This window comes from Rheinheimera pleomorphica (assembly GCF_011634895.1).
In the GTDB taxonomy this organism is placed as follows: domain Bacteria; phylum Pseudomonadota; class Gammaproteobacteria; order Enterobacterales; family Alteromonadaceae; genus Alishewanella; species Alishewanella pleomorphica.
On sequence record NZ_SIRR01000007.1, the window covers coordinates 217650 to 243385 of the forward strand.

Consider the following 25736-nt stretch of genomic DNA (forward strand, 5'->3'; position numbering starts at 1 on the left):
CTGAGGGTGCAGCCATGAGTCAGGTATTACAGAATTTACTGGCATTGTTAAAGCTGGAAACCATAGAGCAGGGCCTGTATCGCGGCCAGAGCCAGGATTTGGGTTTTAAAGCGGTATTTGGCGGCCAGGTGATGGGCCAGGCGTTGTCTGCCGCTAAGGAAACCATTGCCGAAGATCGTAAGGTGCACTCATTTCACTCGTACTTTTTACGCCCCGGCGATGCCGCCAGGCCGATAGTGTATGAAGTGGAGAATATCCGCGATGGTAAAAGTTTTAGTACCCGTAGGGTTAGCGCCATTCAATATGGCAAGCCGATTTTTTACCTGACAGCCTCATTTCAGGCCGAGGAAAGCGGTTTTGAACATCAGGACACCATGCCGCAGGTGCCAGGACCGGAGCAGTTAGTCTCTGATCTGGAATTTTATCAGCAACATGCAGCCTTAATTCCGGAAAGCCTGCGCAGTAAGTTTATTTGTGAAAAACCGATCGAGATGCGACCGGTAGATTTTCAGAATCCGTTCAAGCCTCAAATTAGCGCCGCTAAACGTTATGTCTGGTTTAAAGCTAATGGGGCTATGCCAGATGATTTGCGGGTGCACAAATACTTGCTGGCTTATGCCTCAGATTTTAATTTTCTGCCTACAGCATTGCAGCCGCACGGTAAGTCTTTTATGGCGCCGAATATGCAGGTCGCCACTATTGATCATGCAATGTGGTTTCATCAGGACTTTCGTTTTGATGACTGGTTGCTGTACGCGGTAGACAGCCCCAGCGCTTCAGGCGGCCGGGGCTTAGTGCGCGGCCAGTTTTATAACCGGGCCGGCACTTTAGTCGCATCGACTATTCAGGAAGGCGTGATCCGCGCTTACCCCAGCAGCCGTTAGTCGTCGCTTGCCGGCACTATGCTGTGAATGCTTTGTAGCACTTCGCTGCGCAGTAATCCGGCGATAGTGTCATTCAGCTGTGCTAAGCGCGGCGTAGCACTGACCCGGCTGTGCTCATCGGTCTGGGTGTAACCTTTGTCTTTTAGCGCATTGAGTAACGTGGCAAACAGCTGTTTGTCATAATACTCCGGTGCGGTAATACCATGCAGGCTTAGTAAACGCTGCGCCAGCTGGTGGCTGTGTTTTTCCAGCTCGGCACGGCTTTGCGGGCCCTGGGTTTGAATAAGTTGCAGCACCATGGCATAACGTTGCAGGCTGTGTTCGGCATTGTGCGCCAGCAGGCTCAGCATCGAAAAAGCCTGGCTGTGTTGTGGTGGTGCACAGTAACCGCCTTGCTGTTGCACGGCCAGACCGGTGTCAACCAGATGCTGCAGTACAGCATTACAGTACAGCTCTGGCGAGCTGAGCTCGATAAATAATTCTTGCTGCAGTATTGGGTACAGTTGTTGCATCACAGCATTCAGCTGCTGCTGGCTGACACTACGCTGATGCAGGATAGCACTGGCGATAATGGCCGGCAGTATAAACAGATGCAGTATATTGTTGCGGTAGTAACTTAACAGAATGGCGTTATCGTCACTTAAGCTGATCAGGGCGCCAAAGCTATCATTGTGCTGTTGCACCTTTTGCAGACTTAATGCGTGATCGATTAGTTCGCTGGCGCTTTCTTCCGGCACGCTAACTTGTTGATGATAAGGCACAGCGCGCTGCAACTGCAGATAAAACGCCAGTTGTTGTGTTAGTTCGCTGCGAGCCATGGTATGGCGCTCGGTGGCCAGTAAACACAGCGCCAGTAAGTTAATACTGTTTAGCGCCGCCGCCTGATTAATGCGTTGCATAATATGGTCAGCCAAAGACCCGACCAGCGGATTTAACCACTGTGGCTTTTGTACTTCCAGTGGGTGAATACTGTGTTTCCAGTCAGGTACCTGTTGGCTTAAATAGGTATTCAGGGTAATGGGCTCACCAAAGTTAACATAACCATAGCCATAATCGCGCAGGTTACGGATGGCTTTTAACACGCCCCACACCGATTCTTTTTGTTTGCCGGAGCCTTTTAATTCACGCAGGTAAGTGTTTACTTCCATCACATGTTCGTAGCCCAGATACACCGGTACCAGCGTAACCGGCCGCTCAATGCCACGTAACATCGACTGCAGCGTCATCGCCAGCATACCGGTTTTCGGTTGCAGTAAGCGCCCGGTGCGGCTGCGGCCACCTTCGGTGTAATACTTAACCGAGTAGCCTTTACTGAACAACTGACACAGATATTCCCGAAATACCGCCGAGTACAGCTTGTTGCCACTGAAGCTGCGCCGGATAAAAAAGGCGCCGCCGCGGCGGAAAATCGGCCCGGCTGGCCAGAAATTCAGGTTAATACCGGCAGCAATATGCGGTGGTGCTAAACCTTGCTGATAGATCACGTAACTTAGTAGCAGATAATCCATATGGCTGCGATGGCAGGGCACATAGACAATTTCATGGCCTTTTTGCGCCAGTTCACGCAGCATGTCGGCATTATTAACTTTAATTCCTTTATACAGCTTGTTCCACAGCCAGCGCAGCACCCTGTCGCCGACCCTTAAGGTAGAGGCGCGGTAGTCAGCTGCAATTTCCAACAGCAATTTACGCGCTTCCTGTCGCGCGGCTTTGACCGTAATGCGTTTGCTTTTGGCTTCATCGTCAATGGCTTTTTTTAATGCTGGCGCGGCCAGTAAGGCGTTAAACAGCTGGGCACGGTTCACCAGCTTGGGGCCTGTCGCCGCCAAACGCTGGCGATAAAAGTGAAAGCGCGACATGCGCAGCAGTTTGTGTGCTGTGGTTTCACTGGCGCCAAACTGTGCTGCCATTTGTTGTAACGACACGGCCCGGCTAAAACGCACCAGCGTATGGCGGCCGGAGATCAGCACGATCAGCAGTTTTGCCAGCCAGTTAGGCGCATGGGCTTCACCGAGTAGCCACTTGATGCTGTTTTCTTTACCCGGTGCCCGGCCCCATAGCAAGGCTACCGGTACCAACTGAGCATTCAAGGCCGGATCAGCCAGATGTGCTTGCAATAACGCTTGCCCCTGTGCCAAAGCATGGGTGTGGCCACGTTTAAACAGTAAACTGTGCGGTTTCTCGAGGAACAAGGTGCGTGGGTGCAGACTGCCGTGCAGGCTGACGTCAGCCGCCGGGTCGGGCAACCCCAATTTAGCACATATCTGGCGGATAGCGGCGAAGTCAGCGGCAGATTCGGTAGCGCAGATATAAAATAACGGCCTGCCCGGGTCCAGTGCCAGCTCCGTCACGGGGTGCTCCGGCACAATTTTGTACTTCAGCAGCGGCCAGATTGGCCATTTTAATAAGGCTGCAAACAATTTTACCGGCCGAAACATAAGTATCTCATCCCCCAGTTAACAAAGTGGCGTAGCATAGCACGGCGCAGCACTATGGAAAATTATGGTTAGTGACACACACTTGCATTTGTAACACGCCTGTATATACTCACAGTATTCACTGTACAGGTAACCAGCACTATGAGACCACTTACACCACGTCAGGCAGAAATACTGCAATTAATTAAAGATTATCAGCAGGACAGCGGCATGCCACCTACCCGGGCTGAAATAGCACAGCAGTTGGGGTTTAAATCGGCCAACGCGGCGGAAGAACATTTAAAAGCATTGGCAAAAAAAGGGGTTATTGAAATGATGCCCGGCACGTCGCGTGGTATCCGCTTAGTCGACACTGATGAGCCTGAACAATTGGGCTTACCGCTGATTGGTAAAGTGGCCGCCGGACAGCCGATACTGGCAACCGAGCACGTGCAGGATTATTACCAGGTCGATGCCAATTTATTTAAACCGCATGCTGACTTTCTGTTACGGGTACAGGGCATGAGTATGCAAGATATTGGTATTCTGGACGGCGACTTATTAGCCGTGCATAAAACCAGTCAGGCACAGCCGGGCCAGGTTGTCGTCGCGCGGGTGGATGAGGATGTAACGGTAAAACGGTTTCAGCGTGAGGGGAATACAGTACTACTACAGCCGGAAAATAAAGAGTTTGATGTGATTAAAGTGGACTTGCGGGCGCAGCATTTTGCTATTGAGGGCCTGGCTGTAGGCGTGATTCGCAACGGCAGTTGGTTATAATTTGTACTAAGCTCAGTAAGTTATTTATTAAAAAGCGCTGGTATGACCACTGAGGTTTGCCGGCGCTTTTGTTATTTAGGGGTTTACACTGGCCACGATTTGGATAATTCTTAGGCTGAAACTGATTAAATAATAACAACAGGGTCAGTTCCGGCTTCAGCGCTAGCCCCGAAGCCGACACTTACAATAACAATAATAAACTGATGAAACTTCAGGCATAGGTTCGGTGTGGGTGAGTAGGAACCGTGTAGTACTGTGTACTTAGTTTCTGCAGTTTGCTTTGCAAAATGACAGAGGAGAAGTCCAGTGACGAAAACGCGTTGTCTTCGTTGGTCGCTGCCAACCCTGCTTTTAGCTGCAACAGCTAATGCAACGGATATGCCTTTAAATATGACTAAAGGCGTAACGGAAATTAGTCAGCAGGTGTACGACCTGCATATGACAATATTCTGGATCTGTTGTGTTATTGGTGCAGTGGTGTTTGGGATCATGTTCTGGTCTATCTTACGCCATCGAAAAGCGCGCGGTGTGCAGCCTGCCCAATTCCATGAAAGTACCAAAGTAGAAATACTCTGGACCGCTATACCGGTAATTATTCTGATTGTTATGGCCATTCCGGCCACCAAAACCCTGATTGCAATGGAAGACACCACAGAGGCTGACGTCACTGTGTTGGTGACCGGTTCGCAGTGGAAATGGCATTACAAATATTTAAATACCGATGTTGAGTTTTACTCGTTGCTGGCCACACCAAAAGAGCAAATAGTGAATAAATTCGCCAAGGGCGAGAACTATCTGCTTGAGGTCGACCGTCCGCTGGTGATCCCTACCGGCAAGAAAGTGCGCTTCCTGATGACTTCTGATGACGTGATCCACTCCTGGTGGGTACCGGCTTTTGCGGTGAAAAAAGATGCTAACCCCGGTTTTATTAATGAGGCCTGGACCCGGGTAGAAGAACCCGGTACCTATCGCGGCCAGTGTGCCGAGCTGTGTGGTAAAGATCACGGCTATATGCCGATAGTGGTTATCGCGAAAGCGCCCGCCGATTATCAGCAATGGTTAGACGGTGAAGCTGAGCGTATCGCTAAAGCCAAAGCGGAAGAGCAGGAGCTGCTGGCAATGAACATGAGCATGGATGAGCTGATGAGCGTGGGGGAGCGCACCTATGTTGCTTATTGCGCGGCTTGTCACCAGCCCAATGGCGAAGGCTTGCCTGGTATTTTCCCGGCGCTGAAAGGCAGTAGTATGGCGTTAAATGATATGGCCGGCCATATTGATATCGTACTAAACGGTAAAGCCGGCACTGCTATGCAGGCCTATGCCAAGCAGCTGAGCTTAAAAGAAATTGCCGCCGTCATTACCTATGAGCGAAATGCCTGGGGTAACAATACCGGCGAACTGGTGCAGGCTGCTGATGTGCATGCCGTCATGCAAAGTAAAGGGGAATAACGGATGAGTGCAGTAGTGACAGATCATGAGCATGATCACGAGCATCATGACCATAAACCCAGCGGCATAAAGCGCTGGTTCTATACCACTAACCACAAAGATATCGGCACCATGTATCTGGTGTTTGCGCTGATCATGTTCTTTATTGGTGGCGCCATGGCGATGGTGATCCGGGCAGAGTTGTTCCAGCCCGGTATGCAGTTTGTTGAACCAAACTTTTTTAACCAGATGACCACAGTGCATGGCCTGATTATGGTGTTTGGTGCGGTAATGCCGGCCTTTACCGGCCTGGCTAACTGGATGATCCCGATGATGATAGGGGCGCCGGATATGGCGCTGCCAAGGATGAATAACTGGAGTTTCTGGATCCTGCCGTTCGCTTTTCTGATCCTGCTGATTTCATTGTTTATGCCAGGTGGCGGCCCCAGTTTCGGCTGGACTTTCTATGCACCGTTATCGACCACCTATAGCGGTGACAGCACAGCATTATTTGTGTTTTCGGTGCATATCATGGGTATCTCGTCAATTATGGGCGCGATCAACGTTATCGTGACTATCTTTAACCTGCGCGCTCCGGGTATGACCTGGATGAAAATGCCGCTGTTTGTCTGGACCTGGCTAATTACCGCTTTCTTATTGATTATGGTGATGCCGGTGCTGGCCGGTGCGGTGACGATGGTGCTGACCGACAAGTATTTTGGTACCAGTTTCTTTGATGCTGCCGGCGGTGGCGACCCGGTGTTGTTCCAGCATATTTTCTGGTTCTTTGGTCACCCGGAAGTTTACATCATGATTTTGCCGGCCTTTGGTATCGTATCCAGCATAGTACCTACCTTTGCCCGTAAGCCGTTGTTTGGTTATGCCTCTATGGTGTATGCCACCGCCAGTATCGCCATTTTGTCTTTCCTGGTTTGGGCGCACCATATGTTTACCACCGGTATGCCGGTAGCGGGAGCGCTGTTCTTTATGTATTGCACTATGCTGATCGCGGTGCCGACCGGGGTTAAGGTATTTAACTGGGTGGCAACCATGTGGCGTGGTGCGATGACGTTTGAAGTGCCAATGATGTTTGCGCTGGCCTTTATTGTACTGTTTACCATAGGTGGTTTTTCCGGTTTGATGCTGGCGATTACCCCAGCAGATTTTCAGTATCATGATACGTATTTCGTGGTGGCGCACTTCCACTACGTATTAGTAACAGGCGCGGTGTTCTCTATTATTGCAGCAGCTTATTACTGGTTACCGAAATGGACCGGCAATATGTATGACGAGAAGCTGGGGCAGTGGCATTTTTGGTGCTCACTGATCTCGGTCAACCTATTGTTCTTCCCGATGCACTTTGTTGGCTTGGCTGGCATGCCGCGGCGCATTCCGGATTACGCGCTGCAGTTTGCCGACTTTAATGCTTTTATCAGTATTGGTGGCTTCCTGTTTGGTGCCTCGCAACTGATTTTCGTCTGGGTGCTGGTGAAATGCGCCCGTGGCGGCGAAAAAGCCACGGCGCAGGTATGGGAAGGGGCTGAGGGCTTAGAATGGGAAGTGCCTTCACCAGCGCCCTATCATACCTTTGACACACCACCGGTGATTAAGTAGGAGCAGGCAATGGCACTGAAACATCAACCTTTAACCGTTAAGTTAGCCATTACAGCGCTGGCGATGTTCGGCTTTGGTTTTGCCCTGGTGCCCTTGTATGACGTATTTTGTGACCTGACCGGGTTAAATGGCAAGACGGCGGTAACTGCGGCAACCGCAGAAGCTGCGCAAATTGATACCAGCCGTGAGGTAGTGATTGAGTTTATCGCCAGGCCAAATAAACAGATGCCCTGGGTGTTTAAGCCCGAAGTCACCCGCATGACGGTGCACCCGGGGGAAATTCATATTATGAATTATCTGGCTGAAAATCCGACCGGCCGCATGATCGTTGGCCAGGCAGTACCGTCAGTGTCGCCTGGTCAGGCTGCTTTATACTTTCACAAAATAGAGTGTTTTTGCTTTACCCAGCAGCAGTTAGCGGGCGGTAAGAACATGCTGATGCCGTTACAGTTTTACGTGGATCCGGCGCTGCCAAGCCAGTTCAGTACCATTACGCTGTCATATACATTATACGATGTGACCAGCGCATGGCGCGGTGATAGCGCAGAGCCATCCCAACTTGGGGAATAACATGAATAAAACCTATGAAAAATACTATGTTCCCGCTCAAAGCCCATGGCCGATAGTCGGCGCTGTGGCGCTGTTTTTAATTGCTTTTGGCGCGGGTAACTATGTTAACGAAGTAACAAAACAACAACCGGGTTTCGGTGGTTATATGCTGGCTGCCGGTTTTGTTGTGCTGATTTTTATGCTGTTTGGCTGGTTCAAAAACGTGATTGACGAGTCGATGAATGGCTTATATAGCGCTCAAATGGACCGGTCATTCCGCCAGGGAATGAGCTGGTTTATTCTGTCTGAAGTAATGTTCTTCATGGCATTCTTTGGCGCTTTGTTTTACGGCCGCGTTATTGCGCTGGATTGGCTCAGTGGCGGCAGTAACAATGCAATGACTTTCGCGATACTTTGGCCTGACTTCGAGGCGATGTGGCCGCTGTTAAAAACGCCCGGCGGTATTGAAACCCAGGCAATGCCAGCTACGGGTTTGCCGTTAATTAATACTGTGATTCTGGTCGTGTCGTCGATAACGCTGCACTTTGCTCACACCGGGCTGGAGCAGAATAAGCGTGGGCAGTTGAAACTGATGTTGTTGTTAACGCTGCTGTTAGGCGCAACCTTTCTAAGCTTACAGGTATATGAATATATCCATGCTTACCGCGACCTTGGCTTAACGCTGGCGTCAGGTTTTTATGGTAATACCTTCTTCCTGCTCACCGGTTTTCACGGTATGCACGTCACGTTGGGGGCCATTATCCTGCTGTTTATCTTTTTGCGGGTATTAAAAGGCCACTTTACGCCGGAAAAACATTTCGCGTTTCAGGCCGGGGCCTGGTACTGGCATTTTGTTGATGTGGTGTGGTTGTGTCTGTATGTGTTTGTTTATGTGCTTTAAGCGCTAATAGGGCCTGGGGTTGGCTTCGATCAGCCCCAATGCCTGTGCCACAAAGATAAGCAGCAGGACTATTGCAGAAAACATGACCCGGCGGCCGAGAAAACGCGACATTTTAACCTCGGGTTGGGTCGGTTTCAGCATCACCAGGCCGGCGCGTACCAGATTAACAATAATAAAAAGTAGTAGTGCGATGATAATAAGTTTAATCAACATGGGTTACTGCCTCCTGGTGTGTCGTTATGCGCATTAAGTTGGTACAGCATATTTTCGCTATCAACGGCCTGTGGTTTTGCCTCACTCTGACCGCTTTTTTAATATTAATCAACTTATCCTGGTGGCAGTTAAGCCGCGCCAGTGAGAAAACCGGGCAGCTGCAACGGCTGGCGCAATTGCAGGCTGATGGCGCTTTGCAGCCGGCACAATTGGCCGCTTTAACAGCCAGTGATATTGATGGTGCGCCGCTGCAAGGACAGGCGCGTTGGTTGGCGCCGTACATCTGGTTGCTGGATAACCAGATAGTGGATGGTAAGGTTGGCTATGACGTTGTTGTGCCGGTGCAGGCGGCAGGGTTAGCCCGGCCTTTGTTGGTCAACTTAGGTTGGCTGGCCGGCACCGGTAGCCGCGACAGATTGCCTCAGCCTGACATTGCCGCAGAATTTAGCCTGAATGGTTTGCTGCGGGTGGATGTTGACGGCTTAATGTTACTGGGCCAAAACGTGGAAAACAGCGGGCAATGGCCAATGCGGATCCAGCAGCTGGCTTACGCTGAGCTGTCGCAGCTCAGCGGTTTGTCCTTGTTTGAAGCGGTGTTGTATCAGCAGCAAGGCACGCCGTTTATTCCACATTATCAGCCGGTGGTGTTACCGCCGGAAAAACACCGGGGTTATGCGCTGCAGTGGTTTTTGCTGGCGGTAGCCGTGCTGGGGGTGGCGCTGGCAGCCAGTCATCAGGGGAGAGCGGAACATGGCTAAGAAGAAGTTTTTACTGCTGTTTGTACTGTGCTGTGTGGTGCCATTAGCGGCAGCTAAACTGGTACTGGAAATGGGCTGGTTTAACGGTGGCGTATCCAGTAACGGCCAGTGGCAGAAAAATGAAGTGTTTTTATTGCCGGCCACCACAAATAAAGCCCATTGGCGCCTGGCTGTAGCGCCCTCTGCTGACGGCTGCGATGCCCGCTGTTTACAGGCTTTGTTTACGGTGCAGCAATTGTATCTGGGGTTGGGACGCAAGCAACAGCATGTGCAGCCACTATTGCTCGGTGAACAGGTACTACCGGCGGATTACAGCAGCATAGTGCGTCAGCAGGCCCGCCAGCCAATACCGGCCAGTTTGCAACAGCAGATTTTACTTATCGACCAGCAAGGCCTGGTGTTACTCAGTTATCCGCTGCCTGCAGCCGACACGGATATGGCGCCAACGGCGAAAGCTATCCGGCAGGATTTACTAAAATTACTTAATTACGATCGGACCAGCGTATGAAAAAACAACAATGGCTGGCGACTATCGCCATTTTTTTAACCATGGCTGTGATCTTACTTGGCGCTTATACCCGGCTAACCGATGCTGGCCTGGGTTGCCCGGACTGGCCAGGCTGTTACGGTTTTTTAAAAGTACCGGTACAGGAACACCATGTCGCAGCGGCGCAACAAGCCTTTCCCGAGCGGCCGCTAGAGCCGCACAAAGCCTGGAACGAAATGGTGCATCGCTACTTTGCCGGCAGCCTGGGCTTGCTGATTGCGGCAATCTTTTTTGTGGCGATGTTTAACCGGCAAAGTCCGAAGCAGCTGCCCTCAGTATTGCTGGCGCTGGTGGTATTTCAGGCCGCACTGGGCATGTGGACCGTCACGCTGAATTTGCTGCCACTGGTAGTCATGGGTCATTTACTCGGCGGTTTTAGCTTGCTTTGCCTGCTGGCGGTACATTGGCTGAGGTTACACCCACAGTACCAGTTGCGCCAGCCACAACCGCCGTCATTGCGCCCCTTTGCTGTGCTGGCCATACTGGTGCTGCTGGTTCAGATTGCGCTGGGTGGCTGGACCGCGGCCAATTATGCTGCCCTGGCCTGTATTGACTTGCCAATTTGCGAAGCCGGTTGGCAGCAACGTTTAAACATTAGCGAAGCTTTTGATTTGCACTTAGGCCATGACGATTACGAGTACGGCGTGATGTCGGCTGAAGCCCGGCAAACGGTGCATGTTTTCCACCGTTTGGGCGCTGTAGTGACGCTGCTAACCGTAGCGGCATTTTTGCTGCAGTTGTGGCGTCATAGCAGCAGCGCTGCAATACGGCGGCTGGTACTGGCGGCAGGGGCCCTGTTGACGCTGCAGTTTAGCCTGGGTGTGCTCAATGTAGTGCTGCATTTACCGCTGGCCAATGCTGTGGCGCATAATTTTGTTGCCGCCAATCTGTTGATGTTGTTGGTCGTTATTTATATGCAGCTGCGCTATGGTGCCAAAGCACACCGGGCAAGCGTCGACACGCTGAGTCACAATGGCAAGGCACTTAATACCCTAACCGGCAAGGAGGCAATATGACTGCAGCCCTCAGAGCGAAAACCGGCGTCAGCCGGGCACACGACTACCTGGAGCTGACCAAACCCAAAGTGGTGGCACTGCTGGTGCTAACGGCCTGGGTTGGCATGATGCTGGCAGTGCCGGGTTTGCCTGATTTAGCGACAGTGCTGGTAGCGACGGTTGGCATTGGTTTGTTGTCGGCAGCAGCGGCGGCAATGAATCACGTGGTAGACCAGCGTATTGATGCGCAAATGGCGCGCACCTACAGCCGGCCGATGGCTAAAGGCCGTATTAATACGCGGCAGGCCAGCAGCTTTGCGTTTGCGCTGGCGCTTAGCGGCTTCGTTATTTTGTATAGCCTGGTCAATGCGCTAACCGCCTGGCTGACACTGGCCAGCTTGTTTGGTTATGCTGTGGTGTATACCATGTTTTTAAAACGCGCTACGCCGCAAAATATCGTCATTGGTGGTTTGGCCGGTGCCATGCCGCCTTTGCTGGGCTGGACGGCGGTTACCGGTGATATTCATGGCCACGCGCTACTGCTGGTGATGATTATTTTTGCCTGGACGCCACCACACTTTTGGGCGTTGGCTATTCACCGGCGCGACGATTACGCCAAAGTAAATATGCCGATGCTGCCGGTGACGCACGGTATAGAATTTACCAAAAGTGTTATCTGTCTTTATACGGTGCTGTTGTTTATTGTCTGCCTGATGCCGTACTTGGTTGGTATGAGCGGTGCTATTTATTTGCTGGGCAGTGCTCTGCTGAATCTGCGTTTTATGCAATATGCCTGGAAGTTAAAGTTTAACCCGGATGCCGGTACTGCTATGGCAACATTTAAGTTTTCTATTGTGCACCTGATGGTATTATTTTTGCTGTTACTCGTGGACCACTATTTTAAGGTATCGCCCATTTATGTTCCGTAACCTGACGTATATTATGCTCGCCGCTGCTGCCTTAGCGGCGGGTGTTATGCTGTATCAGTTGTCTGCCACCCGTGCTGAGCCAAAACTGGCGCTGGTGTATCCACAACCCCGGGCGCTGGCCGATTTTAGCCTGACCGATCAACACGGCGAATTGGTTAACCGCGAACGTTTGTATGGCCAGTGGACGCTGGCTTTTGTCGGTTACACTTATTGTCCTGATATTTGCCCGTTGACGTTGGCGAAACTGGCCGGGGTACAGCCTGAACTTGCCGCGCTGGTTGAACAACCATTACGGGTCTGGTTTATTTCGGTAGATCCCAAGCGCGACACCACCGAGCAGCTGAATAATTATGTCAGTTATTTTGAACAGGCGAATGTACTGGGCATGACCGCTGGCCACGATCAGTTATTCCCGTTCGTGCGTCAGCTAGGCCTGATGTATGCGCTTAGCAGCACCACCGCCGAGAACTATCTGGTCGATCATAGCGCCTCAGTGGTGCTGATTAACCCGCAGGGCCAGTTGGTGGCGATGTTTAAACCGCCGATGCAGGCTGGCGAGCTGCCGGTGATTGACGCTGAGCAGCTGCTGGCTGATTTTCCGTTGGTGCTGGCTAAATTGCAGGTTTAATTCAGCCAGGGCTGAGAGTACCAGTAGAAATAGCCCTTTTTGCTTAATGATGGCGCTGTACAGTTATAGCGGCTGCGGCCAGCGGATAATGGCTTAGTGGCACTAACGCTAAAGGTATCATCATCTAACCAGACGGGTTTAAGCACTTTTGTACCGGCAAAGCACTGCAGCTGCTGGCGGTTAAAGTCGTCGATAGTTAACGACAGCTTAAGCTGAGGCGGGTTGCTGTCAGCGATAACAGGGTTAACGCCATGATCATCGGTAACGGTAAAGGCCAGCGTTCGTAGTTTTTGTGCTAAGTCTGTCAGATCAGCATAGCGGCCAGCCGCGGGAAAGCGCGGTAAACGGGTTAATACACTGCTATTGCCAATGGCACCAGAGTGCTGCCCTATACCGATAAAGCCCAGTTCACTGACCAATTGCTCCAGCGCTACACTGTACTCACCGTAAGGGTAAGCCAGCCATTGATGGCGCTGCCCGGTTACCTGCTCAATTTTATCCTCGGCTGCCAATATGCTTTGCTTCATCCGCTGCCGCCACTGTGCCTGGCTTTCGCCGGCCTCGGGCCTGGCCATATGCTCGTGCCACATGGCATGGTTGGCCACCAGCACACCGTCATCCGACATCTGTTTCACCTGTTGCCAGTTCAGTAATGGGCCATCGCCTTTGTCGATGCTGCCAGGGCTGATAAAAATGGTGTAAGGATAACCAAACTCTTGCAGTAGCGGGTGGGCGGTGGTGAAGTTATTCTCATAGCTGTCATCAAAGGTGATCACCACCGCATTGTCGGCAACCGGTTTACCCTGGCGCAATTGCTGTAGCAATACATCCAAACCGATAACCTGAAACTGATGCGCTTTCAGGTATTGCAGGTGGCTGCGAAATTCTTCGGCCGTGACACTGCTGACACGGGGCGTATCACTGGCGACATGATGATAAATCAGCATTACGGCGGCCTGCACCGGCCAAAGCAGGCTGATAAGCACGAGACAGAAAAATGACAATAACTTCATAAGCAGAACCCGCCAGTGTGATAAAACCAGGTCATTTTATAACACAAGCGGGAAACAAAGGCAGCTGCGGTCAGGTGCAGGCTTAGTAGTACGAGTGTTCGCCGCGCTGATGCTCGGTAATATCACGTACGCCACTGAGCTCGCCGCTAAAGCGGTTTAGCAGCTCTTTTTCAATACCTTCTTTTAGCGTCAAATCCACTTGTGAACAGCCGTTACAACCGCCACCAAATTGCAATACTGCCACGCCATCGGCGGTGAGCTCCATCACGCTGACACGGCCACCGTGGTTGGCCAACTGTGGGTTAATTTCGCTATCAATTACGTACTGCACCCGCTCTAGTAATGGCGCATTGTCACTCACCTTGCGTACTTTGGCATTCGGCGCTTTTAGTGTCAGCTGCGAACCCATCTGATCGGTGACAAAGTCGATCTCAGCGTCTACCAGAAACGGCTGGCTTTCGCTATCGACCACGGCGTCAAAGCCACTGAAGTTGAGGGTTAAGTCGGTGTCTTCTACCGCATCCGGCGGGCAGTAAGATACGCCACACTCCGCTTGTGCCGTGCCCGGGTTAACCACGAACACCCGAATATGGGTGCCCTCTGGCTGTTTCGCTAACAGCTTGGCAAAGTGCTGCTGTGCCTGTTCAGAAATCGTAATCATAATAGTACCTGACTAAATTACTAGGTTAATGGCTATGATACTCCTCCTGTTTCGGCGATGCCAGCCCCACTTGAGTTTTGCCCCCAATCTGGCTAACGTAGCCGCAGCTTAGAGGACATTAATTTATGAAAAACACCACCTGGTTGATACTACTGCTGCTGAGTTTTAGCAGTGTTGCGGCAACAGACTATGTACCGGCACCAAAGCAGACAACGCTGCCGACACCACAACAGGCGTTGGGTTTTGCCGTTGGTGACTGGCATGTGCGGCACGATCAAATCCAGCGTTATTTTGAGCAGCTCGACGCCGCCTCACCGCGGGCCCAGCTGGAGGTAATTGGTTACAGCCACGAACAGCGGCCCCTACTGCAGTTAGTGTTATCTTCAGAGCGTAATCTGGAACGGCTGGAGCAAATTCGGCAGCAGCATATTGCAGCTGCGCGCCGGGGTGAGGCCAGAGCCGCCGATGCCCCAGTGGTTATCTGGTTAGGTTACAGTGTGCATGGCAATGAGCCCAGTGGCGCTAATGCCGCTTTGTTAGTGGCGCAGTATCTTGCCGCGGCGGATAACGATGAAGTAAAACACTGGCTGGACAATGCGGTTATTTTACTGCAGCCGGTATTAAACCCTGACGGCCATGACCGTTTTGCGTTGTGGGCCAATATGCACAAAGGTGCCCGCGCAGTGGCCGATCCGCAGCACCGCGAACACAACGAGCCCTGGCCGAATGGCCGGCCGAACCACTACTGGTTTGATTTAAACCGTGACTGGCTGTTACTACAGCACCCGGAAAGCCGGGCCCGTATAGCGCAGTATCAGCAATGGCTGCCTAATGTTGTCGGTGATTACCACGAAATGGGCACTAACAGCAGCTACTTTTTCCAGCCGGGTATTCCCAGCCGTAATTATCCACTGACGCCAAAACGCAATTTTGAGCTAACCAGTGCCATTGCCCAGTATCATGCGGCCGCCTTTGATCAGGCCAACCAGCTGTATTACACCGAAGAGAGCTTCGATGACTTTTATGTTGGTAAAGGTTCAACCTACCCGGATGTGCAGGGCAGTGTCGGCATACTGTTCGAGCAGGCCAGCAGCCGTGGTCACTTACAGGACAGTATTAATGGCCCGCTAAGCTTTGGTGCGACCATCCAAAACCAGCTGACGGCGTCACTGTCGACCATTCGTGGTGCAGTGGCCAAGCGCAGCGAGCTGTTGGCCTATCAGCAGGAGTTTTATAAAACGGCGTTACAGCAGGCACGTAATAGCAAAATTAAAGGCTATATGTTGACCGAGAGTGCCGATAGCACCCGGCTGGCAGCATTATTAGATGTACTGCAGCGTCATCATGTACAGGTGTATCGCAACAACAACGACTGGCAGGATGATAACGGCCAAAGCTATCCGGCGCTGAGCAGCTATTATGTGCCGCTCCAGCAGCCGCAATATCGTTTGATTAAAGCGATGTTCAGCACGGAAAAAACCTTTCCGGACAATACCTTTTATGATGTCTCTGCCTGGACTTTGCCGTACGCCTACAATATTCAGTTTGCTGCCGTACGGCGAGAGCCGGCCTCTGCCGAGCTGACCACCGATTGGCAGAGCCAGCCGTTGGCAGCACCATCACTGCAGCCTGGTCAATATGCTTATGCCTTCAGTTGGCAAGATCAGCAAGCGCCGCTGTTGCTGCAGGCATTACTGGCCGAAAAGCTGGTGGTAAGGGCTGCGCTGGCAGCGTTTAGTGCCCAGACAGCTCATGGCGAGGTCACGCTGCCAGCAGGCAGCATGGTGCTGGCCGCCGGTTTGCAACAGCAAGCTGATTGGTTTAGCCGTTTACAGCGGATAGCGCAGCAGTTTGCTGTGCCGCTGCATGGCATCCGTTCGGGTTTAACGCCCAATGGCAGTGATTTGGGCAGCCATAAATTTGCCGTGGTTCAGCTACCGAAAGTCCTGTTAATGGCAGGCCCGGGCATTAACTCTACTGAAGCAGGCGAAGCCTGGTACAACCTGGAGCGGCTGGCTGGCCTGTCGCCGTCAATGGCCGATCCACAGCAGTTAAAGCAGCTCGATCTTAGCCACTATAGCCACCTGATTTTGCCCGACGGCAATTACCACAGCTGGCAAGAGGCAGAGGTTAAGCAGCTGCAACACTGGTTGAACCAAGGCGGCGTCGTGTGGGGGCATAAGCGCGGCGCAGCCTGGCTGGCTAAAGCGGGTTTGTTAAAAGCGGGCGTATGGCAAGGCGAAGAAATGACTAGCCTGATCCCACGCGATAACCTGTCTTATCAGGATAAAGAGCTACTGGCCGGTAAGCAGCGGATCGCCGGCGCAATTTACCAGGCTGAACTGGACTTAACGCATCCACTGACGTTTGGCTTTACCCGTGCCACTTTGCCGGTGTTTAAAAACAGCACACTGTTATTACAGCCATCTAACACACCTTTTGTGAATGTGGCACTGTACAGTACGGCGCCGCAACTGGCAGGCTATACCGCTGCAGAGTATCTGCCACGCATCAGCCAAAGTGCGGTATTGCTGGCGCACAATGCCGGCAGGGGCCGGGTGATTGCAATGACGGACAACCCGGTATTTCGCGGCTATTTTTATGGTTCCAGCCGTTTGCTGGTGAATGCGCTATACCTTGGCCATAGCTTTAGCGCCGATGCCGGTTAAACATCAAGTGTCACGGCAAGGGTCCACAAGCTGATATGGCTTACACCGGCGCGGCGCAGCAAACGGCACAGTTCATTGGCGGTTGCGCCGGTGGTAATCACATCGTCTACCAGCGCCACCGTCGCTGGCAGGGTGGCGTTAGCCTGCAGGGCAAAAGCCTGGCGCAGGTTACGCTGCCGCTGTTTGCGGTTTAGGCCGACCTGTGGCGGTAGCGCCTGCGGTCTGCTAAACACATCCAGTAGAGGAATATTCAGTGTGCTGGCCGCCACCCGGGCCAGTAACTGTGCCTGGTTAAAACCGCGCTGACGTTGGCGCCGTGGATGCATAGGGGCGTAAACAATAGCCTGAGGCAGCGCGTGCCCCTGCTGCTGATACTGGCGCAACAAGTGACCAAACTGCTGTTGTAGTAAGTCGCCGGCCGGCGCATCAGCCGCAAATTTCCAGCGCTGCAACCAATGCCGGTAAGGCTGTTGGTAGTAAGCCAGGCTGAGTAGCTGGTCAAAGCGCGGTTTTTTCAGGCCGCGGCTTACCTGCGGCAACCACATCAGGTTGTAGTGACACAGCGCATAAGGTAAGACTGGCAGTGCCTGCTGACAAGCATCACAAAGCTGGCGGTCATAACGCTGCACCGGTAAACTGCACCACAAGCAACTGGCCGGCAGCAGGCAGTGCCAGAGTCTGGCGAAGTGGTTGAGCAAAGCAATCAGCAAATCCAATCCTATTCAATTTACATTTTGATAACTATGGCAGGGCAAATGACAACTGACAAACCCGGTTTAGTATTGTTGCATGGCTGGGGTGTAAACCAGGGCGTATGGCAAGGCATTCGCGCTCAGCTGGCCGATTCCGTTACGCTGATCACTCCGGATCTGCCGGGTTTTGGTAGCCAATCCGATTATCCGCTGCCGTATAGCCTGGATGCCGTGGTGGCACAGCTGGCCAAACAGATACCCGACAATAGCTATTTGTGTGGCTGGTCTTTGGGTGGCTTACTGGCGATAGCACTGGCCAGCCGTTATCCGGACAAAGTGCAACAGTTAGGCTTAATTGGCGCCTCCCCCTGCTTTGTTGCTGCGGATAACTGGCCCGGCATGCAGCAGGCGGTGTTACAACAATTTGCCGCCGCGTTAAGCCAGAACCTGCCTCTGACGATAGAGCGTTTTCTGGCCATCCAGGCGCTGGGCAGCAGCAGTGCCCGTAATGATATTAAAACGTTAAAACAGGCTATTATGGCCTACCCAATGCCACAAGCTGCGGCGATTGAAGGCGCACTGCAGTTGCTGCATGCTGATTTACGCTCTGATTTTGCAGCACTTAAGCTACCGATTGCCGGTTTTTATGGCCGGCTTGACTCTTTGGTGCCGGTAGCCGTGGTAGAACAGTTGCAGCAAATGCAGCCGCAGGCCCGTTTTACCGTGGCAGCGCACGCCTCTCATGCCCCCTTTATCTCGCACCCACAAGCATTTAGGCACTGGCTGCAGGACTGGTTAGCCGGCGCTATCTGAGGCAACAGCGACCTTTAGTTGCAATGGTCTGATCGTTGTTCTTTCCTTTTGCGTAGATATGGTTAATAATTGAACAGTATTTGCTAACGTTGCGGGAGTTGTATCATGGATATCCAATCTGCGTTGTATTCTGGTATGCAGGGCTTTGCCCGTGCCAGCGCCGGTGTTACCGATGCCACTCTGGAGATTAACCGGCAAAGCCAGCAGAACCGGCAAAATGAAACTGAGCAGGCAGTAGCGCAAGCAGCTGCGCCGCAACAGGCCAGTGTCGCGCCGCGCGAGCCTGCATCATTAACCGACAGTTTGGTGCAGCTGGGCCAGGAAGAACGTAATGCGCAGGCCAATGTCCGCAGCATTCAAACCGCTGATGAAGTGCTCGGTACCGTGATCGATATCCGGGTATAAAGCTGATGCTGGTCTCAAACTATCCTAATGTCAGTATTAACACTGCAAATCCGCCGACCGAACTGGCCCGGCGCGATGCAGTGCGGCGGGATTTGTTTGTGCCGGTTGCTGAAGCGGAAAAATCTGCCGCAGAAAAGCCCGTTGTTACAGATGAACGCGCCCGTCCTGCGGGTAATCAGGCCAGCGTTAATTTATATGATGCCAACGGCAAAGAAACCGAAACCCAACAAGCGGTAGCAGGCCGTGAACAGCGGCAGAATGGTCAACAGCAAGACGGCAATAGCGAGCAGCAGGATAGCCAACAGCAGGCTAAGCAGCAAGAAGCCAGGCAGCAGCAGGTTGAACAACAAGAACAACAGCAGATCCAGGAGTTAAAAAGCCGGGATCAGGAAGTGAAAACCCACGAGCAAGCCCATGCAGCTATCGGTGGCCGCTATGCCGGTGCCCCCAGTTATTCTTATGAACGCGGGCCGGACGGAAATCAGTACGCCGTTGCGGGCGAAGTGCAAATTGACATAGCGCCAATACCGGGCGACCCGCAAGGCACGGTGCAAAAAATGCAGCAGGTACGCTCTGCGGCTTTGGCCCCGGCAGAGCCGTCGTCGGCAGATCGGCGTATTGCTGCCGAGGCGATGCAACGGCAAATGCAGGCGCAAGCCGAACTCGTGCAGCAGCAGGCAGCCACAGCAACTGCTGCGTCCGCCAGTAAAGCAAGCCGCGGTGCTGAGCAGAGCGCAAGCGCTGGCCAGCCGTTTTCTGAGCAACAGGTTCAAACCGATATTAGCTATAACGTATCAGAGGATGCCGCCAGCAGCGCTATAGTGGTACCACAGCGCGATACGCTGGCGATAACGGCGCAGATGGAACTGCGCCGCAACGTGATCGCCGGTTTTTACCAGCGCGCCACCGAGCCGCAGTTCAAACAATCCCTACAGCAAGCCTGACGCCGGCTAAACCGGCATTATCTGACCATTAACAGCGTTTCAGATTAGGCTACTTTTTCAGCTTAGCAAAAGCTTCGGCAAAGGCATTACCCATTGCTGCGTTGCTGTCTGCCGGTTTAGCCGGCCGAGGCGCTTTAGCGTTATTGCTACGCGGCGCGGCTTTGTCAGACGTTTTCGGCGTGGGCTGTTCGTCCATTCGCATGGTGAGCGCGATGCGTTTACGCTCAATATCGACATCCAGTACTTTTACTTTGACCACATCACCGGCTTTGACTACCTGATGCGGATCGCTGACAAATTTATCGGTCAGCGACGAGATATGTACCAGACCATCCTGATGCACGCCGATATCAACAAAGGCGCCGAAGTTAGTGACGTTAGTCACCACACCTTCTAATTGCATCCCGGTTTTCAGATCTTTTAAGGTTTCAACACCGTCTTTAAAGCTGGCCGTTTTAAATTCCGGCCTTGGGTCGCGGCCGGGTTTATCCAGCTCTTTTAAGATATCGGTAATGGTAGGCACACCAAAATGCGCATCGGCAAAGGCGTTGGCATCGACGGCTTTTAAAAAGCTGCTGTTACCGATAATTTGCTCTACCGATTTTTGGTGAGCACTGAGAATTTTTTCTACCAACGGGTAGGCTTCCGGGTGCACAGCGGATGCGTCCAGCGGGTTTTTGCCGTTGTTAATGCGCAAAAAGCCGGCGGCCTGTTCAAACGCTTTAGGCCCTAAACGCGGTACCTTTAATAACTCTTTACGCTCATTAAAGCGGCCGTTGCTGTCACGGTAAAACACAATATTTTGCGCCAGGGTTTTGTTCAGACCGGCTACCCGCGCCAGCAGTGGCACTGAGGCGGTGTTTAAATCAACACCGACCGCATTTACGCAGTCTTCTACCACGCCATCGAGCGACTTGGTTAGCAGGCTCTGGTTAACATCATGCTGATACTGGCCAACGCCTATGGCTTTGGGTTCAATTTTTACCAGCTCGGCCAGCGGATCCTGTAAGCGGCGGCCAATAGATACGGCACCGCGCAGCGATACGTCCAGATCCGGAAACTCCTGTGCGGCCAGCTCTGACGCCGAATACACCGAAGCCCCGGCTTCTGATACCATCACTTTTTGTATGTTCAGCCCTGTTACCGCTTTAATTACTTCGCCGGCTAATTTATCGGTTTCACGCGAGGCTGTGCCGTTACCGACGGCGATCAGCTCTACTTTATGTTGCTGACACAGGGCGGCCAGGGTGCGCACAGATTTATCCCACATATTTTGTGGCGCATGCGGGAAAATGGTGGTTTGGTTTAGCAGTTTACCGGTTTCATCAATGACGGTGACTTTTACACCGGTGCGCAGGCCGGGGTCGAGTGCCAGCGTAGTGCGCATGCCGGCCGGTGCGGCCATCAGTAAGTCTTTTAAGTTGCGGGCAAATACTTTAATGGCTTCTTCTTCGGCTTTTTCGCGCAGCTCACCGAGCAAGTCATTTTCCAGGCTCAGGTGCAGTTTTACCTTCCAGGTCCACTGCACCGCCGTGCGCAAAAACGCATCAGCCGCTCGGCCTTCGTCTTTAATGTTAAAGTGGCTGGCAATCATTTGCTCGCACAGGCTATGGGCGGTTTCTTCATTGGCGTCCGGTACCAGTTGCAGTTGTAATATGCCTTCATTACGGCCGCGTAACATCGCCAGTGCCCGATGCGACGGCGTGGTTTTCCAGCTTTCGGTATGGGCAAAATAATCGCGGAATTTTGCGCCTTCCTGCTCTTTACCGGCAACAACAGTGCTTTTTACTACGGCATGCTGCGCTAAATGCTGACGCAACCGGGCCAGCAGGTTGGCGTCTTCGGCAAAGCGCTCCATTAAAATATACTTGGCGCCATCCAGCACCGCTTTTTCATCGGCAAAGCCAGCATCGGCATTAATATAGGCCGTCGCTTCAGCTTGCGGGTTAAGGCTTGGGTTGTGTTGCAGGGCGTCAGCCAGTGGCAGTATGCCAGCCTCAATGGCAATTTGGCCTTTAGTGCGGCGTTTGGCTTTGTAAGGCAGGTATAAATCTTCTAAGCGGGTTTTATTGTCAGCTGCCAGAATGTCGCTTTTCAGTTCGGGTGTTAACTTACCCTGCTCATCAATGGTTTTTAAGATCACCTGACGGCGTTCTTCCAGTTCGCGTAAATAGGTTAAACGCTGTTCTAAATGGCGCAGCTGGGTATCGTCCAGGCCGCCGGTCACTTCTTTACGGTAACGGGCAATAAAGGGCACAGTGGCGCCTTCTTCCAGCAGTGCGATCGTAGCAGCAACCTGCTCGGGCCGGGCAGCAATTTCAGTAGCGATTTGCTTAACAATGATAGACATAAAACAACAATTCCTGGTTTAACACTGCCCACAGGGCAAATTTAAGAGCTGAGAGTAAGGCGATTGTCACCTTTGTACGGCAAAAAATCCAATAAACTGCGTTAGCTGGCGCTTTGATAGCGAATGGCGTTAACAAACCACAGTTTATTGCCGGCCGGCGTGGTTACGCTAACCTCGTCATCGACGGCTTTTTTTAGCAGCGCCCGTGCCATCGGTGAATCAATAGAGATGTAATCTTTGCGGCCATAGATCTCATCGGGGCCGACAATGCGGAAAGTGAGTTGTTCGCCCTGCTCGTTTTCAATTTCTACCCAAGCGCCAAAAAACACCCGGCCGTCCTGCTGTGGCGAGTAATCGACAATTTTCAGCACCTCCAGCCGCTTGCGCAAAAAGCGAATGCGGCGGTCAGTTTCGCGCAGTAGCTTCTTATTGTATTGGTAATCGGCATTTTCGCTGCGATCGCCCAGGCTGGCGGCCCAGGCTACCTTGGCCGTAACGTCAGGGCGTTTTTCACGCCACAGGTAATCAAGTTCTTGCTGCAGGGCATTAAAGCCCTCACGGGTAATTAAGTCAGTGCGCATAGCAGTATAACGCTGAACAATTAGGTTGGCAGGATGGTAGCAGTTTTCGGCTGATACGACCATTTTCCGTCATTAAATTGACGATGAGAACGACCGCAATAGTAAGGGATGAAAAATAAGTTGTTAATATACATATGGTTAGAATTTATTGTCAATTTATTTGTTGGTGTCATTTAGATGTCACAAAAATATGCTAGCCAGCAAAACCGGCCTTGGCTATAGTTGGTTTACAAGATAAAAAGAGGTAACTGCGCATGAAAGCAAAAGTATTCAGCTTAATAGCAACTGTATTGGTCGTTGGCCTGGCGGGCTGTTCTACTGCGCCGGCAAAATATACTTACGTCGTAGACCCTAATTTAACCGAACAAGCCGATAACCTGACCCGTACCAGTGCCCATACCGGCCATGTGGTATGGCTTAACCCGCCAATGAAGCGGGTACCGGTAAGTGAGCAGCCCTAACCCTGGTTAAAACGGCTGACAAACTTTGTAACATAAACAACCGTCTGAGCTTTACGCTTGGGCGGTTTTTTCGTTTATAGTGGAGCAAATATTGTGGAGGCTTCACTGTTATGGCCAGTTCAGAAACGCCAAAAATTCTTGTGGTTGACGATGATATGCGCCTGCGTGCTTTGCTGGAGCGCTATCTGGTTGAGCAGGGGTATATAGTGCGCAGCGTAGCAAATTACGAGCAAATGCAGCGTCTGATGGAACGGGAAAACTTTCATCTGTTGGTGCTGGACTTAATGCTACCAGGCGAAGATGGCTTATCGATCTGCCGCCGCCTGCGCCAGCAGGAGAACGAAATCCCGATTATTATGCTGACCGCCAAAGGTGATGAGGTTGATCGGATCATTGGCCTGGAAATGGGCGCGGATGATTATCTGCCCAAGCCGTTTAACCCGCGCGAGCTGCTGGCCCGCATCCGGGCTGTGATGCGGCGCAAAACTAAGGAATTGCCGGGGGCACCCAGTCAGGCTGAGGGCACAGTGGAGTTTGGCCCGTTTAAGTTTAATCTGGCCACCCGCGAAATGCGCAAAGGCGATGAATTACTGCCGCTGACCAGCGGCGAATATGCGGTACTTAAAGTGCTGGTAAGCCATCCGCGCGAGCCGCTGTCACGCGATAAACTGATGAACCAGGCCCGTGGCCGCGATTACTCAGCAATGGAGCGCAGCATAGACGTGCAGGTATCGCGTCTGCGCCGCATGCTGGAAGATGATGCGGCTAATCCGCGTTATATTCAAACCGTATGGGGCCTGGGTTACGTGTTTGTGCCGGATGGCAGCGTAACCTAAATGCGTTTATTGCCGCGCAGTGCTTTTGGTCAGACGGTATTTTTGATTGGTTTATTGCTGCTGATCAATCAGCTGGTGTCGTATTTGTCGGTGGCGTTTTATGTGATCAAGCCGACCACCCAGCAAATAAATCACCTTATCGCGAAACAAATTAAGGTGGTGTTTATCGACGTTGGCCACGATCAATCGGTGCTATCAGCCGAGCTGACCGCGCGTTTTCAGCAGGCGACCGGTATTGAAGTGTATACCGAGCAACAAGCCATGCAGCAAGGGCTGACACAAGCCAGTTATTATGGCTATTTTTCTGATTTAATGTCGCGTGAATTAGGCGGCCCGGCCGAAGTACGGGTGGCCCAGGGCGATACTTATGCTTTTTGGGTAAGGCCGCCGCAGGCACCGCAGTACTGGGTTAAGGTACCGTTAACCGGGCTGGATGAGACTGACTTTTCGCCGCTGACCTTCTATTTGCTTATGATCGGGGTGCTCAGTGTTGGCGGTGGTTGGTTATTTGCCCGGCAGTTAAACCGGCCGTTAAAGAGCCTGCAACAGGCGGCACTGCAGGTTGGCCGCGGCGAGTTTCCGGCGCCGCTGGCTGAGCACAAAGGCTCGACCGAAATTATCGCGGTAACCAAGGCGTTTAATTATATGGCGCGTGGTATCCGCCAGTTAGAACAAGACCGGGCGCTGCTGATGGCTGGCGTGTCACATGATTTACGCACCCCACTGACCCGCATCCGGCTGGCGTCAGAAATGATGCACGAACAAGACAGCTGGATCCGTGATGGCATCATCAATGATATTGAAGATATGAATGCTATTATCGACCAATTTATTGATTACCTGCGTCATCATAAAGAAGAGCCCGGCCAAAAAGAGAATCTTAATACGTTGGTACGCGAGCTGGTGCAAGCCGAGCATTTGCAGCAACGGCACATCGTTACCCATTTAGCCGAAGATTTGCCCGATATCACGTTAAGGCGAATTGCTATCAAGCGCTTACTCAATAATCTGCTGGAAAATGCCCTGCGCTATAGCGAGGGTGATATTGATATCTCTACCGGCTTCGAGCGCAACCGCAAGCGGGTGTATCTGCAAATCCGCGATCATGGCCCGGGTATTCCGGAACACCAGATGAAAGCCATGTTTGAGCCCTTTACGCAGGGGGATATCGCCCGCGGCAGCGGTGGCTCAGGTTTGGGCCTGGCGATTATTAAAAAGATTGTTGATATGCACCATGGTGATATTACGTTACATAATCATGCCTTTGGTGGATTGGTGGTGACGGTTTATTTGCCGTTGAAGTAAGCTTTCTAGCAATCTTTTTTATACCTGTTGTCATTTAATTTTACTCTGATTAGTTACATTTCTTTACACATGTGATATGAATGTCGGCCGGTGCTTGGTATTTAATCAGACATGTAAATCCAATCAGAGATCTGTCTCGTTATTGTTAAGCATTGAGTAATGACGTCACGTCGTTTACCAAAAATGTTTGTAGTTCTGGTTCACGTTTTTACATCAGAAATTGCACATTGTATCCAGGAAGACACTAACAGTTGCGCTCTGTTGGTGTTGAAAAGTATTAATAAAAATAATAGGAAAATCTGAGAGATGAGACATACTCACAAAGTCCTGCCTCGTGTAAGTGTTGTTGCAACTTTAGTTGCT

General features: G+C 51.9%; 25 protein-coding genes. 18 read left to right on the top strand and 7 right to left on the bottom strand.

The genetic code is table 11. The features are described from left to right. Positions 1–14 precede the first annotated feature (14 nt). The gene (gene tesB / locus EYB30_RS08065) at positions 15–884 is read left to right on the top strand and encodes an acyl-CoA thioesterase II (protein ID WP_166838407.1); all 870 of its coding nucleotides are present in this window, start codon (positions 15–17) and stop codon (positions 882–884) included. Here the strand turns inward: tesB and plsB are convergent. After that, positions 881–3322 (bottom strand): glycerol-3-phosphate 1-O-acyltransferase PlsB, encoded by a 2442-nt coding sequence (gene plsB / locus EYB30_RS08070; protein ID WP_166838408.1) that lies wholly within the window; start codon positions 3320–3322, stop codon positions 881–883. The two genes, tesB and plsB, sit on opposite strands and share 4 nt — an antisense overlap. A 141-nt stretch (positions 3323–3463) precedes the next feature. On the opposite strand from plsB, the gene lexA reads away from it, so the two are divergent. The 5 genes from lexA to EYB30_RS08095 all read left to right on the top strand — a co-directional run bounded on the left by lexA (position 3464) and on the right by EYB30_RS08095 (position 8573). Continuing rightward, complete coding sequence (lexA, locus tag EYB30_RS08075; RefSeq protein ID WP_166838409.1) at positions 3464–4081, top strand: transcriptional repressor LexA; 618 nt, start codon at positions 3464–3466, stop codon at positions 4079–4081. A 378-nt stretch (positions 4082–4459) separates the two neighbouring features. After that, positions 4460–5530, top strand: coding sequence for a cytochrome c oxidase subunit II (coxB, locus tag EYB30_RS08080; RefSeq protein ID WP_166838410.1), 1071 nt, complete (start codon positions 4460–4462; stop codon positions 5528–5530). A gap of 3 nt (positions 5531–5533) precedes the next feature. Further along, positions 5534–7123: a cytochrome c oxidase subunit I gene (ctaD, locus tag EYB30_RS08085; protein ID WP_166838411.1), complete on the top strand. Its 1590-nt coding sequence runs from the start codon at positions 5534–5536 to the stop codon at positions 7121–7123. A gap of 9 nt (positions 7124–7132) precedes the next feature. Beyond that, positions 7133–7693: a cytochrome c oxidase assembly protein gene (locus tag EYB30_RS08090; RefSeq protein WP_166838412.1), complete on the top strand. Its 561-nt coding sequence runs from the start codon at positions 7133–7135 to the stop codon at positions 7691–7693. Between the two features lies 1 nt (position 7694). Continuing rightward, the gene (locus EYB30_RS08095) at positions 7695–8573 is read left to right on the top strand and encodes a cytochrome c oxidase subunit 3 (RefSeq protein WP_166838413.1); all 879 of its coding nucleotides are present in this window, start codon (positions 7695–7697) and stop codon (positions 8571–8573) included. Between the two features lie 3 nt (positions 8574–8576). Here the strand turns inward: EYB30_RS08095 and EYB30_RS08100 are convergent, their stop codons facing one another. Next, complete coding sequence (locus EYB30_RS08100) at positions 8577–8786, bottom strand: DUF2909 family protein (protein WP_166838414.1); 210 nt, start codon at positions 8784–8786, stop codon at positions 8577–8579. 26 nt (positions 8787–8812) lie between these two features. On the opposite strand from EYB30_RS08100, the gene EYB30_RS08105 reads away from it, so the two are divergent. The 5 genes from EYB30_RS08105 to EYB30_RS08125 are packed head-to-tail and all read left to right on the top strand — an operon-like array spanning position 8813 to position 12643. After that, a complete protein-coding gene (locus tag EYB30_RS08105) occupies positions 8813–9544 on the top strand; it encodes an SURF1 family protein (protein WP_166838415.1) in 732 nt (243 codons plus the stop codon). Next, entirely contained in the window at positions 9537–10052 is a 516-nt protein-coding gene (locus EYB30_RS08110) for a hypothetical protein (RefSeq protein ID WP_166838416.1), read from the top strand. The genes EYB30_RS08105 and EYB30_RS08110 overlap by 8 nt, the downstream gene beginning before the upstream one ends. Next, a complete protein-coding gene (locus EYB30_RS08115) occupies positions 10049–11107 on the top strand; it encodes a COX15/CtaA family protein (RefSeq protein WP_166838417.1) in 1059 nt (352 codons plus the stop codon). The genes EYB30_RS08110 and EYB30_RS08115 overlap by 4 nt, the downstream gene beginning before the upstream one ends. Next, complete coding sequence (gene cyoE, locus EYB30_RS08120) at positions 11104–12015, top strand: heme o synthase (RefSeq protein ID WP_166838418.1); 912 nt, start codon at positions 11104–11106, stop codon at positions 12013–12015. The genes EYB30_RS08115 and cyoE overlap by 4 nt, the downstream gene beginning before the upstream one ends. Beyond that, a complete protein-coding gene (locus EYB30_RS08125; protein WP_166838419.1) occupies positions 12005–12643 on the top strand; it encodes an SCO family protein in 639 nt (212 codons plus the stop codon). Before cyoE ends, EYB30_RS08125 begins: the two co-directional genes overlap by 11 nt. Here EYB30_RS08125 and EYB30_RS08130 read toward each other — a convergent pair. Both EYB30_RS08130 and nfuA read right to left on the bottom strand, forming a co-directional pair. Then, complete coding sequence (locus EYB30_RS08130; protein ID WP_166838420.1) at positions 12640–13656, bottom strand: polysaccharide deacetylase family protein; 1017 nt, start codon at positions 13654–13656, stop codon at positions 12640–12642. The genes EYB30_RS08125 and EYB30_RS08130 overlap by 4 nt on opposite strands. Positions 13657–13738: 82 nt before the next feature. Continuing rightward, complete coding sequence (gene nfuA / locus EYB30_RS08135) at positions 13739–14317, bottom strand: Fe-S biogenesis protein NfuA (protein ID WP_166838421.1); 579 nt, start codon at positions 14315–14317, stop codon at positions 13739–13741. Between the two features lie 125 nt (positions 14318–14442). On the opposite strand from nfuA, the gene EYB30_RS08140 reads away from it, so the two are divergent. After that, positions 14443–16986, top strand: a complete 2544-nt coding sequence (locus EYB30_RS08140; RefSeq protein ID WP_166838422.1) for a M14 metallopeptidase family protein — start codon at positions 14443–14445, stop codon at positions 16984–16986. Here EYB30_RS08140 and EYB30_RS08145 read toward each other — a convergent pair. Further along, positions 16983–17696 carry a ComF family protein gene (locus EYB30_RS08145; RefSeq protein ID WP_241697998.1) on the bottom strand — a complete coding sequence of 238 codons (714 nt, stop codon included), beginning with the start codon at positions 17694–17696 and terminating at the stop codon, positions 16983–16985. The genes EYB30_RS08140 and EYB30_RS08145 overlap by 4 nt on opposite strands. 45 nt (positions 17697–17741) lie before the next feature. On the opposite strand from EYB30_RS08145, the gene bioH reads away from it, so the two are divergent. The 3 genes from bioH to EYB30_RS08160 all read left to right on the top strand — a co-directional run bounded on the left by bioH (position 17742) and on the right by EYB30_RS08160 (position 19840). Continuing rightward, complete coding sequence (bioH, locus tag EYB30_RS08150; RefSeq protein WP_241697999.1) at positions 17742–18491, top strand: pimeloyl-ACP methyl ester esterase BioH; 750 nt, start codon at positions 17742–17744, stop codon at positions 18489–18491. Positions 18492–18596: 105 nt separating this feature from the next. Next, positions 18597–18896: an excinuclease ATPase subunit gene (locus tag EYB30_RS08155; RefSeq protein ID WP_166838424.1), complete on the top strand. Its 300-nt coding sequence runs from the start codon at positions 18597–18599 to the stop codon at positions 18894–18896. A 5-nt stretch (positions 18897–18901) separates the two neighbouring features. Continuing rightward, positions 18902–19840 carry a putative metalloprotease CJM1_0395 family protein gene (locus EYB30_RS08160; protein ID WP_206674595.1) on the top strand — a complete coding sequence of 313 codons (939 nt, stop codon included), beginning with the start codon at positions 18902–18904 and terminating at the stop codon, positions 19838–19840. A 49-nt stretch (positions 19841–19889) separates the two neighbouring features. Here EYB30_RS08160 and EYB30_RS08165 read toward each other — a convergent pair whose 3' ends face one another. Next, the gene (locus tag EYB30_RS08165) at positions 19890–22190 is read right to left on the bottom strand and encodes a Tex family protein (RefSeq protein ID WP_166838425.1); all 2301 of its coding nucleotides are present in this window, start codon (positions 22188–22190) and stop codon (positions 19890–19892) included. A 101-nt stretch (positions 22191–22291) separates the two neighbouring features. Further along, positions 22292–22771 (bottom strand): transcription elongation factor GreB, encoded by a 480-nt coding sequence (gene greB / locus EYB30_RS08170; protein WP_166838426.1) that lies wholly within the window; start codon positions 22769–22771, stop codon positions 22292–22294. 254 nt (positions 22772–23025) lie between these two features. Between greB and EYB30_RS08175 the strand changes: the two genes are divergently transcribed. The 3 genes from EYB30_RS08175 (at position 23026) to envZ (ending at position 25373) form a co-directional block, all read left to right on the top strand. Beyond that, positions 23026–23232, top strand: a complete 207-nt coding sequence (locus EYB30_RS08175) for a hypothetical protein (protein WP_166838427.1) — start codon at positions 23026–23028, stop codon at positions 23230–23232. A 110-nt stretch (positions 23233–23342) separates the two neighbouring features. Next, positions 23343–24068 carry an osmolarity response regulator transcription factor OmpR gene (ompR, locus tag EYB30_RS08180; RefSeq protein WP_166838428.1) on the top strand — a complete coding sequence of 242 codons (726 nt, stop codon included), beginning with the start codon at positions 23343–23345 and terminating at the stop codon, positions 24066–24068. Continuing rightward, positions 24069–25373 (top strand): two-component system sensor histidine kinase EnvZ, encoded by a 1305-nt coding sequence (envZ, locus tag EYB30_RS08185; protein ID WP_166838429.1) that lies wholly within the window; start codon positions 24069–24071, stop codon positions 25371–25373. Positions 25374–25736: the final 363 nt, after the last annotated feature.